General features: G+C 37.4%; 12 protein-coding genes. 8 read left to right on the top strand and 4 right to left on the bottom strand.

Features of this window, described 5'->3' with window-relative positions; translation table 11 throughout:
• Positions 1–83: 83 nt before the first annotated feature.
• The 4 genes from gldG to AC5P2S_RS13985 all read right to left on the bottom strand — a co-directional run bounded on the left by gldG (position 84) and on the right by AC5P2S_RS13985 (position 4,145).
• Entirely contained in the window at positions 84–1,742 is a 1,659-nt protein-coding gene (gene gldG, locus AC5P2S_RS14000) for a gliding motility-associated ABC transporter substrate-binding protein GldG (RefSeq protein ID WP_494555304.1), read from the bottom strand.
• 234 nt (positions 1,743–1,976) lie between these two features.
• Positions 1,977–2,705, bottom strand: coding sequence for an ABC transporter permease (locus tag AC5P2S_RS13995; protein ID WP_494555303.1), 729 nt, complete (start codon positions 2,703–2,705; stop codon positions 1,977–1,979).
• Between the two features lie 37 nt (positions 2,706–2,742).
• Positions 2,743–3,291 (bottom strand): CopD family protein, encoded by a 549-nt coding sequence (locus AC5P2S_RS13990; RefSeq protein WP_494555302.1) that lies wholly within the window; start codon positions 3,289–3,291, stop codon positions 2,743–2,745.
• A gap of 26 nt (positions 3,292–3,317) precedes the next feature.
• Positions 3,318–4,145, bottom strand: a complete 828-nt coding sequence (locus AC5P2S_RS13985; RefSeq protein WP_494555301.1) for an SAM hydrolase/SAM-dependent halogenase family protein — start codon at positions 4,143–4,145, stop codon at positions 3,318–3,320.
• Positions 4,146–4,246: 101 nt separating this feature from the next.
• Here AC5P2S_RS13985 and AC5P2S_RS13980 point away from each other — a divergent pair, with 101 nt between their 5' ends.
• From AC5P2S_RS13980 to hemL, 8 genes are all read left to right on the top strand, one after another.
• Positions 4,247–5,194, top strand: coding sequence for a PhoH family protein (locus AC5P2S_RS13980; RefSeq protein ID WP_283417173.1), 948 nt, complete (start codon positions 4,247–4,249; stop codon positions 5,192–5,194).
• A gap of 61 nt (positions 5,195–5,255) precedes the next feature.
• Positions 5,256–5,780, top strand: a complete 525-nt coding sequence (locus AC5P2S_RS13975) for a hypothetical protein (protein ID WP_494555300.1) — start codon at positions 5,256–5,258, stop codon at positions 5,778–5,780.
• A 168-nt stretch (positions 5,781–5,948) separates the two neighbouring features.
• Positions 5,949–6,449 carry a hypothetical protein gene (locus tag AC5P2S_RS13970; protein ID WP_494555299.1) on the top strand — a complete coding sequence of 167 codons (501 nt, stop codon included), beginning with the start codon at positions 5,949–5,951 and terminating at the stop codon, positions 6,447–6,449.
• A 122-nt stretch (positions 6,450–6,571) separates the two neighbouring features.
• The gene (locus tag AC5P2S_RS13965) at positions 6,572–7,423 is read left to right on the top strand and encodes a transketolase (protein WP_283417176.1); all 852 of its coding nucleotides are present in this window, start codon (positions 6,572–6,574) and stop codon (positions 7,421–7,423) included.
• Positions 7,424–7,517: 94 nt separating this feature from the next.
• Positions 7,518–8,471, top strand: a complete 954-nt coding sequence (locus AC5P2S_RS13960) for a transketolase family protein (RefSeq protein ID WP_494555298.1) — start codon at positions 7,518–7,520, stop codon at positions 8,469–8,471.
• A 251-nt stretch (positions 8,472–8,722) separates the two neighbouring features.
• A complete protein-coding gene (locus AC5P2S_RS13955) occupies positions 8,723–9,631 on the top strand; it encodes a 1-aminocyclopropane-1-carboxylate deaminase/D-cysteine desulfhydrase (RefSeq protein ID WP_494557037.1) in 909 nt (302 codons plus the stop codon).
• A gap of 233 nt (positions 9,632–9,864) precedes the next feature.
• Entirely contained in the window at positions 9,865–10,929 is a 1,065-nt protein-coding gene (locus AC5P2S_RS13950) for a glucosaminidase domain-containing protein (RefSeq protein ID WP_283417178.1), read from the top strand.
• Positions 10,930–11,003: 74 nt separating this feature from the next.
• Positions 11,004–12,284 carry a glutamate-1-semialdehyde 2,1-aminomutase gene (hemL, locus tag AC5P2S_RS13945; protein ID WP_283417179.1) on the top strand — a complete coding sequence of 427 codons (1,281 nt, stop codon included), beginning with the start codon at positions 11,004–11,006 and terminating at the stop codon, positions 12,282–12,284.
• Positions 12,285–12,290 lie beyond the last annotated feature (6 nt).

Here is a 12,290-nt window from a genome sequence, read left to right as displayed (position 1 = left end):
TCTTTTTTGCTCTTTTACAAATTTTCTGTACTTGATTTTCTTTTGTGACTTTTGTGGTTCAATTATTTAATTTTAAACATACATTAAGAAAACATCTTCTTTCTCAAGAAATAAAATCCAGCTCCCAAAACTCCTAAAATTCCCAAAGGTAGAAGCAGATTGAACCATTGCCAGTCGGATTTTTCTGAATCAATTCTTTGTCTGTCGAGCAATCTCACTTCAATTGTTCTGTCTCTTAGTTCCATTATATTGCTGTCGTCTAACAGGTAATCCAAAGCATTTCTCAAAAATTGTGCGTTGCCGTAATGTTCTTTGGTCAGCAAATCTTCACCCAGAGGAAGAGGTTGTCCTTTCCAGATTTGATTTCTGGCAATATCTCCGTCAGCAATTACGAGCATTTTATTCTCAGGACTTTGCGCTTTAAATCCCGGGTAAGAATTCTTCTCGCTTCTTGTCGCATATGCAGATTTGAATTTCCCTTCCAAAGCCACTGCAAAAATCTTCGGTGGAGTTGGGCGTTCCATTTCGCCGATGCTATCTGTTCTTACGATTTCCGAAAGGGCAACATAATTCGGAACAGTTTTGCTAGTGGTTCTTTCGCTGGATTCGAAAAGAACTTTGGTTTTGATATTTGGCCTTCCCAGCGTATCAATCGAAGTTGGAAACTCGAATTTTACAGGATTGATGTTCTTCGTAATCGGATTTTTGGTTTCAGCGATTCCTAAAGGGAAATAAGGCCAAAGGAAACTGCTATACTGTGGATTACCGGCAACTTCACCAGAAACAATTCTTACCAACGCTGATTTTTTCATATCCTTGGTCAAAGCTGGATTGATTCTCAGTCCATAATTGAACATAAAATCTGTCAGATTAAGGTCAATCGGGTAAGCCATTATTTTCTTGGCTTGGAAAAGGGTGTCCATTTCAGCATTGACTGCATCAATCATCCAAAGTGTTTTTCCGCCATTCATAATGTATTGGTCGAGAATCACTTTTTCATTATCAGTAAAAGCTTTTCTTGGTTTTGCAATAACCAGAGCGTCCATTTGTTTCAGTTTTGGAACATCAGCCATAGATAATTCGGTTTTGTTTTCCGGAATTACCGGTCCAATGTTGTAATTCTCCATTGCCAAATCCAAAAATCCACGGAATTCATCCGGACTCAATTCTTGCTGGTTCACCAAGAAACCAATATTCTTCGCCGTTTCTTCCGTCATTCCTTTGATAGTGGAAGCGAAGTTATATTCAAGATTTTCAATCGATTTGCTGAGTTGTGTCGCCGCATCAATTCCGGATTGTTGGACAATCAATGGAACAGAAGTTCCATAACCATTATATTTGATGGCGGCGTAAGGAAACATAACGATTTCAGAGATTTTTCCGTCTTTCATATCAGGCAAAATCGAAGGTTGCATTCCCATTCCTTTCAATGTATCCTGTGGGATTTTCTCAGCAATCGGGTCACGGAATTTGTAATCGATTTTTGGATTGATTTTTCTGAATTCGTCCAGCATAAATTTGGTTTCATTCGAAAGTTGCTTAAAAGAAGCCGGAAAATCGCCTTCCAGATAAACCTCAATCGTCATTGGTTTTTTCACCTGCTCCAAAACTTTAATGGTGGAATCAGAAAGTGTATAGCGTTTTTCCGCCGTCAGATCGAAGCGTTTATAAACGATGCCGCTCATCCCGATGATCAGGAGAACAGCTATGATAATCAAAGTGATTTTATTTTTTTTATTCATCTTTATTTAGTTGACAGTTTTTAGTTGTCATTTAAGTATTTGATGCTCAATTTTGAATCTTTTATACACTCCGTTGAGTGATTTTACTCGTCGATGAGTGTTTTTTATTCTTCGATGAGTGTTTTTTATTCATCGGAGAGTGATTTTACTCATCGATGAGTCTTTTTTACTCAAAATTGTATCTTTTTTACTCATCGTTGAGTTATTAATACTTGCTGTTGAATGTTTTTATTTTTATTTCTTTTTCCAGACAAACCAACTTGCCAATCCCAATCCCAAAAATATAACGAAAAGAAAGTAGCAAACGTCTCTTGTGTCAATTTGACCTCTTGTAAAAGCTAGAAAATGTTGATAAAATCCGATATTCTGCAAAATATAATCTGCGCTTCCCAACAATTTGTAACTCGCCAATTGCTCAATCCCAAAATAAAGAATAAAACAAAGGAAAACACCCAACAGATAAGCCATAATTTGGTTCGATGACAACGAGGAAGCTAAAATCCCAACTGCGGAAAAAGCAGCAATCAAAATAGTCAAACCGATATAACTTCCAAAAGTCATACTTCCATCGATATTACCTTCTGGAACACCCAAAACATAAACCGTGTAATAATAAACCAATGACGGCAACAAACATAAAATGCCAACCAACCAAACGGAAAGGAATTTTCCGCCAACGATTTCGGTAATTTTTACAGGTTGAGAAAACAACCAAAACAAGGTTCCGGATTGTTCTTCCTCAGCTAAAGTTCTCATACTGATTGCCGGAATGATGAACATAAAAAGCCAAGGTGAAAGCACAAAGAAACTTTGCAAGGTTGCACTTCCAATCTCGAAAATATTAAAATTGTTCTCGAAGAAGAACAGGAATAATGCGGAAATAATACTGAAAGCAGCGATGATAATCCACGCGCTCCAGTTTCCGAAAAAATTCCAAAGTTCTTTTTTGAATATTGCTATCATAATTTAGTTGTCAGTTGATGGTTTGTAGTTGATAGTTTTATTTTTTCTTGTTTCTGTTGACAATTTTTACAATTGACGTTATCAGAATAATGATTCCGAAAAACCCGAGTAATAACTGCCACCAATATTGTATAACGGAATATTTGAGAATTACTGTAAAAACAACTGCGAATAAAATAAAGGTTGCAATCTCGTTGAATTGCCTAAGCTTGATATTCGTGATTGAGAGCGTGTTTCCGTTGAGGTTTTTCAGTTCCCTAACGCGTTTCCAGCACCAGAAATGATAAATCCCGAGCCCAACTAGAAATGTCAGTTTTAGATGAAACCAAGGTGTTTTCATTAATCCAAAATTCAGATAAATCATCGTCAATCCGCTTAATAACATCAGAATCCCTGCCGGAACAGTAATGATATTCCAAAGTCTGACTGCCATAAAAGTGTATTGATTTCTGAGAATCCGCTGTTTTATTTCATCGAATTCATCAGTGTCCTTATAATAAACAAACAATCTCACGAGATAGAAAATCCCGGCAAAGTAACTTACCATAAAAATAATATGAATTGCCTTGATAATCGTGTAAAGCATCTACGGATTTTTTGCAAAGATACTTTTTATACAAATTCTACATAGATTTTTTCTCCTGTATTCATCCCAAAAAGGGTAGAAGCACCATTCAGGACACTGCCTTTATAGATGGTGATTTCCAGCAGATCCGCATCATTGAAGATGACTGATGATTTTCCATGGAATTCCTGTTCCCTGTTCCAGTCAGTTACAACATCGGTGTATTGTTCCATAATTTTCGTCAAAACAATATTTCGAAACTTTACTGTAAATTCTCCATTAATTGCTGCATACTTTTCGAAGAATTTCCGACTGATATTGGAAACGACATTTCCAAAATTATCGATATACATCACTTCACCCACAATCATTTTTTCAGCTTCGTTATAAATGGCCTTAGGGAAAGAAATATCTTTTATTGTCTTAATTTTTCTTCCAATCACCTCTGGCAATCCACCTTTGTAGATATGCATTGCCGCAGGAACAAAAATGTCGGTCGAAGGAAAAGAGACTTTATCATCGAATCTGTTATTCAGGGTGATCTCATAGATAGCTTCCGGTTTTATATCGAAAAACATCAGATTAATGATTCCGTTATCCGCGGAAATAAAATAATGACCGTCAATTTTGGTGATGATATTTTTTCTTGATCTATGATGAAAGCTGTCAACGGAAATAATATGGATACTGCCTTCCGGGAAAAATTTATAAGCATTTCTCACAATATAGGCTGTTTGCAAAAGATTGTAAGCCATTATATTGTGAGTGATGTCAACTACTTTTACATCCTCGCTCCAGCTGAGTATTTTACCTTTGATGCTTGCAACACGATGATCCACAAGTCCGTAATCTGAAGTGAGAGTAATGACTGACATTTGATAAGATTTGTTGCAAATTTAATATAATTCAATTTTTAAAGAGGCATAAGATGTCAAATCAATTCATATATTTGTTAGATTAACTACTAATATTATTTATGTTCGAAATCAATTATGAACTGGAAGATATCAACACCAAAACATTTTACGGTGTTCAGAATCAGAACTTCAATCTGATAAAATCCAGCTTTCCAACCCTTAAGATCACTGGCAGAGACAACTTCATCTTTGCAATGGGAAACAGAGAAACGCTAGACCTTTTAAAACAAAAATTAGACGATATTACGGCTTACATCTCTAAGCACAATTCTATAGAAATCAAGCAGCTCGAATCGATTTTGAAATTAAAAGACGATTCCGAAAAACAATTGGTGTTCGATCAGGACATCATTGTGAAAGGTGTTAATGGAAAAGCTATCAAAGCAAAAACAACTAATCTTAAGAAATTGGTTCAGGTTTCTGAAAAGAAGGATATGGTTTTTGCAATTGGTCCGGCCGGAACAGGAAAAACTTATACTAGTGTTGCCTTAGCGGTAAGAGCACTTCGGGATAAAGAAGTTAAAAGAATTATTTTAACAAGACCAGCGGTAGAAGCGGGCGAAAGTCTTGGTTTTCTTCCTGGTGATCTTAAGGAAAAATTAGACCCGTATTTGCAGCCATTATATGATGCACTTCGAGATATGATTCCGCACGAAAAATTGGAAGGCTATATGGAAAAGAAAGTAATCGAAGTTGCACCATTGGCTTTTATGAGAGGCAGGACTCTGGATGAGGCATTTGTAATTCTGGACGAAGCCCAAAACACTACACATTCTCAAATGAAAATGTTCCTGACAAGAATGGGAATGAACGCCAAATTCATTATCACTGGTGACCCAAGTCAGATTGATTTGCCACCAAAGCAACAGTCCGGTCTCAAAGAATCGATGAGCATCCTGAAGGATATCAACGAGATAGGCTTTGTATATCTTACAGAAGAAGATGTTGTAAGACATCCTGTTGTTAAAAAAATCATTGTAGCCTATAATAACAGTGAGAAAAAGTAGAATTTTTGTTTTGGTATAAAACTTGGTAATATTAGTTTGAAAAATTTAAAATTTTGAAACTATGAAAAAGTTTTTGTTACTAGCTGCTATTGCAGTTTTTGGATTTTCTAATGCCCAGGAAGGATTTAAATTAGGAGCACATATCGGAGCTCCGACTACAGGTAATTCACCCTTTACATTAGGACTTGATGCGGCTTACAGATGGAACATTGCAAAAGGTTTCGATTTGGGAGTTGCCACAGGATATTCTCATTTTATTGGTAAAAGTTACAATTATCCTGGTGGAAGTATAAAAGGAGATGACTTTGGATTTATTCCCGTAGCTGTTTCCGGTAAATACTCTTTCAGCGGTGCGCCGATTGCTGTAGGTCTGGATTTAGGATATGGTATTTCTACTAATTCAAATGTTAACGGCGGATTGTACGCTTTACCAAAGTTCATGTATAACATGCCTACTGGTGAGCTATATCTTGGCTACCAAAGTATCTCGGGTAAGTATGACAGAGGATATTACGATGATCGTCCTGTCGTAGGGAAAGAATCGGTAGGTGCAGTGATCGTAGGATATAATTTTTATTTGAAATAACAATTGAATATACATTAAAAAAAACTCCAGTCTTTAGGCTGGAGTTTTTTATTGGTTTTTAGGTTTAATCAAGTTTTTTATTTTTATTTTGAAGTTTGAGAAAAAATATTAATTTAGCAATGTTTTAAGTTAATTTAACAATTAATAACAATCTTTAAAATTACAACTATGAAAAAATTGATTTTAATGGCTGCTATTGCAGTTTTTGGATTATCAAATGCGCAATCAGGTTTTACTCTTGGAGCTCACGTTGGTCTACCGGTTGGTGATGCAAGCGATGTTTCGTCTTTTACACTTGGTGTTGATGGTGCTTACAGATGGCCGGTTGCTGCCGAATTTAATTTAGGTATTGCTACAGGTTATTCAGCTTGGTTAGGAAAAACTGTAACATATCCATATATCGGAGATGTTAAGTATGATACATTAAGTCTTGTTCCTGTTGCTGCTTCTGCTCAGTATATGTTTACACCACAATTTAGCTTAGGAGTTGATCTTGGATATGGTTTTCTTTTTGCTAATGGCGAAAGTGATGGAGGGTTTTATTATCAACCAAAGGCGGCTTATCATTTTGGGCCTAGCCAAGTTAATTTAGGTTATGCAGGGGTTTCTAAAAATGGATCAACAATTAGCTCAATTAATTTGGGCTATGCATACACATTCGGTAAATAATTTTTTAAAAATGATAATTAACCGCTCAATGCTGAGCGGTTTTTTTTGTGCAACTTTTATAAGAGTAGATTTTTGGAGGTCATCAAAAAGTCGTATTTTCGCAAGAAAGCAAATCTAACATAATGAGCAAATCAATCGAAGAGCTGAAAAGCCTTTCAACGCAGATCAGAAGAGATATTCTGAGAATGGTTCACGCTGTTAACAGTGGTCATCCCGGTGGATCCCTTGGTTGTACAGAGTATTTTGTAGCACTGTATGGGGAAATTATGAACTATAAACTTCCTTTCACAATGGAAGGTAAGAATGAAGATTTATTTTTCCTTTCAAACGGGCATATTTCTCCCGTGTTTTATAGTACATTGGCAAGATTCGGATTTTTCCCGATTCCGGAATTGGCAACATTCAGAAAACTGAATTCAAGATTACAAGGTCATCCCACTACGCATGAAGGTTTACCTGGTGTAAGAGTAGCTTCTGGTTCATTAGGACAAGGTTTATCGGTGGCTTTAGGAGCAGCTCAGGGTAAAAAACTGGATAAAGATGAAGCGCTGGTTTATACACTTCATGGCGATGGCGAATTACAGGAAGGACAAGTTTGGGAAGCTTTTATGTATGCTGCGGCTAAAAAAGTAGATAATATTATTTCAACAATAGATTATAACGGAAGACAGATTGACGGTGATACAGATGATGTTTTATCTTTAGGTGATCTACACGCTAAGTTGGAAGCTTTCGGTTGGTTGGTTTTGGAAGAGAAAAACGGTAACGACCTTGAAGCTGTAATTGCTATTCTTAAGAAAGCAAAATCAGAAACAGGCAATGGTAAACCTGTTGCTATCCTTCTTCATACAGAGATGGGAAGTGGCGTGGATTTTATGGTTGGTAGCCATGCTTGGCACGGAAAAGCGCCTAACGATGAACAGTTAGAGACGGCTTTCAAACAACTGTATTTGGAAGCACCAGCTGATTATTAATTATCAATGATGAATTATTAATTATTAATGATGAAATGATTATTGTCATTAACACATAGATCATTTATCACTATCATCCATCAATTATAACAAAATGAAATATACATACACAGAAAAAAAAGATACTCGGTCAGGTTTTGGAGCTGGTTTGGCAGAATTGGCAGACACCAATCCAAATGTTGTAGCACTTTGTGCAGATTTAATTGGTTCGCTTAAAATGGAGAAATTCATAGAAAAAGCGCCGGAAAGATTCTTCCAGACGGGTATTGCAGAAGCCAATATGATGGGAATGGCAGCCGGTTTGACTATCAATGGAAAAATTCCTTTCGCAGGAACATTTGCCAACTTTGCAACTTCCAGAGTTTACGACCAGATCCGTCAATCGATTGCTTATTCCAACAAGAATGTGAAAATTGCTGCTTCCCACGCAGGGGTAACTTTGGGTGAGGATGGCGCAACGCACCAGGTTCTGGAAGATATCGGGATGATGAAAATGCTGCCGGGAATGACGGTAATCAATCCTTGTGATTACAATCAGACCAAAGCTGCAACATTAGCTGCCGCCGCACACGAAGGTCCTGTTTATCTTAGATTTGGACGCCCGGTAGTCCCTGTTTTTATTCCGGAAGATATGCCTTTCGAGATTGGGAAAGGAATTCTTTTGCAGGAAGGAACAGATGTAACGATTGTTGCAACCGGACATTTGGTTTGGGAATCTTTGTTGGCTGCCGATGAACTGGAAAAAGAAGGTATCTCTTGTGAGATTATCAATATCCACACTATCAAGCCTTTGGATGAAGAGATCATTCTGAAATCTGTAGAAAAAACCGGAAAATTGGTTTCTGCAGAAGAGCATAACTATCTTGGAGGTTTAGGAGAATCTGTTGCCGGTATGCTATCCAGAAGAAGACCTACACCTCAGGAGTTTGTTGCGGTTCATGATACTTTTGGAGAATCCGGAACGCCGTCTGAATTGATGAAAAAGTATCAAATCGATTCTGAAGCTGTGATAAAAGCAGTGAAAAAAATCATCGAAAGAACAAAATAATTTTCATTAATTATATACTCTAAATCCACCAATTTTCGGTGGATTTTTTATTTGGGCGCCTTTATCCGCCCTCCGTTCCCGCTTTTTTCTGTCATTGCGAACAAGGTGAAGCCATCTGAAGAACATTTGTACAAACGCAATAACAGAAAAAGAGCTTCACTCAGGTCGGGGCGCAAGAGATTCGGTGGTTAATATTTTTATAAAATAAGTTTTATCATATGAGCTTTCATTAGAAATATTTACTTTTGAAGATGCTTCAGATTCCGGAACATAAAATCCCTATTGTTGAAATCAAAACCGGTTTTGATGTCAGGATTTTCATTAAAAGAGAAGATTTGATTCATCCCACCATTTCCGGTAACAAATTCTGGAAACTATTGTTCAATGTCAATCAATACATGGAATCGAAACCGGAAAATCCTTTATTAATTACTTTTGGAGGTGCATTTTCAAATCATATTGCATCGGTCTCTGCTTTTGGGAAAGAATTCGGGATTCCAACGATCGGAATTATCCGGGGAAATGAATTAAAAAATAATTGGCAAGACAATCCCACACTTTCCGAAGCTTCCAAAAACGGAATGCAATTCTTTTTTGTTTCAAGGGAAGATTATCAAAACAAGGAGCAATTAACCCAAAAATTTTTGGAACAATATCCTAATTCATTGATAATTCCTGAAGGCGGAAGTAATGAAATGGCGGTGAAAGGTGTTCAATATATGTTGGGAAATGACACCAAAGATTTTGATTATCTTTGCACGGCTGTTGGAACCGGAGGAACAATTGCCGGGATTTCCAGGTTTGCAGAAGAACATCAAAATGTGATTGGAATCAAAGTTGTGAAGGATAATTCGTTGGAGAACACAATCTCGGAATGGAGCAGAAGAAAGAATTTTGAATTAATTGATGCTGATGAACACCGATATGGAAAAATATCTGATGAGAATGTCCGTTTTATAAATTGGTTTTATAACGAATATCAGGTGCCGCTTGATCCGATTTACACAGGTAAAATGATGCAGAAGATTTTTGATTTGGCGGAGAAAGGTTTTTTCCAGAAAGATTCAAAAATTCTTATGTTTCACACTGGCGGATTGCAGGCAATCAAAGGAGCGAACCAGTTTTTGAAAAGTAAAGGAAGGGAACCGATTGCGGAATAAAACCCCAGTTTCAAACTCTGAAGAGGTTGATTAAGTTTTCAAATTTTGTTTTGATGACAAAAGTTGAAAAGAATTAGAAACCCATAGCCCCGATAGTAGCGGCATCCTTTTTTGTCATTGCGGTGAAAAATTCTAAGGATTGCTTCACTTCGTTCGCAATGACAAAAAAGATATAGCGGATAGCGGGATTAGCTCCTGAAAAATAAAGAAATAAATATTTTAAAATATTGAAAATGAAAAAATTATTGGCGATTGGTTTTGTTTGTGTTTTAGGATTGGCAAAAGCACAAACCTGGAAAACGGAAGACCAATATATCCAGAAATTCGCACCGTATGCAGTGGAAGAAATGGAGAAATATAAAATCCCTGCAAGTATTACTTTGGCTCAAGGGCTTTTGGAAACGGCAGGTGGACAAAGCCGATTGGCACTGGAAGGAAAAAACCACTTCGGAATCAAATGCAAGGAGGACTGGACAGGCAAAACAATGAAACATACTGATGATGCGCCCAACGAGTGTTTCCGTGTTTATGAAGATCCAAAGCAGTCTTATGAAGACCATTCGGTTTTTTTGGCGACGAGAAAATATTACACCAAGCTTTTTGACTTAGATCCAAAAGATTACAAAGCCTGGGCACACGGTCTTAAGAAAGCAGGATATGCAACCAATCCAAGATATGCCTACATCCTGATTGATAAGATCGAGCGATATAAATTGTATGAATTTGATAATACAACGAAGGATGAGGTCTATTACGCCATTTTGAAATTGTATCCCAACCTGAATAATGATGCGGTTTTTATGGCGCAACTAAGTCAGGAAAAACAGAATGACAAAGTTACTCCGCCAACAGTGAAGGTGCCTTACTCTCAAGGTTCGTATGCAAAAAAACAATCAGAAGTTTCTGAGATTGTAGATGCAAGCACGAAAGCAGCGCTTCTGAAAAATATTCTTGTGAAAAATCATCCTAATGGTGATCTGAAATTCTTTATAATGCCTGTGGATGCAGATATGTCTGATATTGCCAAGAAATTCGGAATCAGTGAAAAACGTCTGATGAAATATAATGAACTGGAAGACTCCAGACTGGCAAAGAATGATATCATTTTCTTAGAAGGTAAAAACTCATCAGGAAACAAAGAAACTTACAAAGCCGGAATTGGTGAAACAATGCACGATATTGCTCAGAAATTCGGAATCAAACTGAAAAAACTGTATTCTAAAAACAGAATGGAGGCAGGCGAAGAACCAAGAGCAGGGCAAGTGATCTATCTGCAAAGTAAAAAACCAAGAAGCTAGAATTTAGAGGTTAGAATTTAGATTTAAATCTAATAACTATCAAAACAACTATCAACAAACAACGATCAATTAAAATGTTATATCAAAGAAGTTCGGCGCTTTTCGAGGAAGCGTATAAATATATTCCGGGTGGTGTTAATTCGCCTGTTCGTGCCTTTAAATCCGTAGGAGGTGTCCCGATTTTTATGAAATCCGCAAAAGGTGCTTATCTTACGGATGAAGATGACAGAACTTACGTCGATTATATCAACTCGTGGGGACCGGCAATTCTAGGCCATACTCATCCTGAAGTTTTGGAAGCTCTGAAACTGCAGGCTGAGAAAGGATTTTCTTTTGGAGCGCCAACGGAATTGGAAACGGAGATTGCAAAATTCATTGTGGAAAATGTTCCGAATGTTGACCAAATCAGGATGGTTTCTTCGGGCACCGAAGCTTGTATGAGTGCCATTCGTTTGGCAAGAGGTTATACTGAAAGAGATAAAATCATCAAGTTCGAAGGTTGTTATCACGGACATTCGGATTCATTTCTGATTCAGGCGGGAAGTGGAATGGCGACTTTTGGAAGTCCGAATTCTCCTGGCGTTACGCAAGGAACGGCGAAAGATACATTACTTGCCGAATACAATAATATAGAACAGGTTGAAGACCTTTTCAGAAATAATCCTGAGCAGATTGCGGCGATTATCGTAGAACCGATTGCCGGAAATATGGGTTGTATTTTGCCCGAGAATAACTTTCTTCAAAATCTTAGAAGAATCTGTGATGAGAATGGTGCCTTATTGATTTTTGATGAGGTAATGACAGGTTTTCGTTTGGCTTTTGGCGGTGCGCAGGAAGCTTTGGGTGTGAAAGCGGATTTGGTGACTTATGGAAAGGTTATTGGTGGCGGATTGCCGGTTGGAGCTTTTGCGGGACCAAACGAAATTATGAACTGGCTTTCGCCAAGAGGGCGCGTTTACCAGGCCGGAACTTTGAGTGGAAATCCTCTCGCAATGAGAGCTGGACTTAAAACTTTACAATTGATAAAGCAGGATGCTGATTTCTATAAAAAACTTGATAAAACAACCGAAACTTTAGACTTCGAAATTGGAAAAATATTGAATGAAAAAGGAATCCGACACAGAATCAACCGAAAGGGAAGTATGATGTCGATTTTCTTTGATGTAACTTCTGCGAGTAACTTTAATGAAGTGAACAACTCCAACATCGGTTTGTTCAATAATTTGTTTCATCAGGTTTTGGAGCAGGGGATTTATCTTCCGCCAAGTGGCTATGAGACTTGGTTTATTTCGTCCGCGATTGGCGATACAGAGATTGATAAAACGCTGGAAGCTTTCAGGAAGTTTCAGTATTAGATAAAT

Source organism: Epilithonimonas sp. 33E (assembly GCF_059372615.1).
The sequence above is the reverse complement of the archived record's forward strand: the minus strand, read 5'-3'. Positions and strand labels throughout refer to the sequence as shown.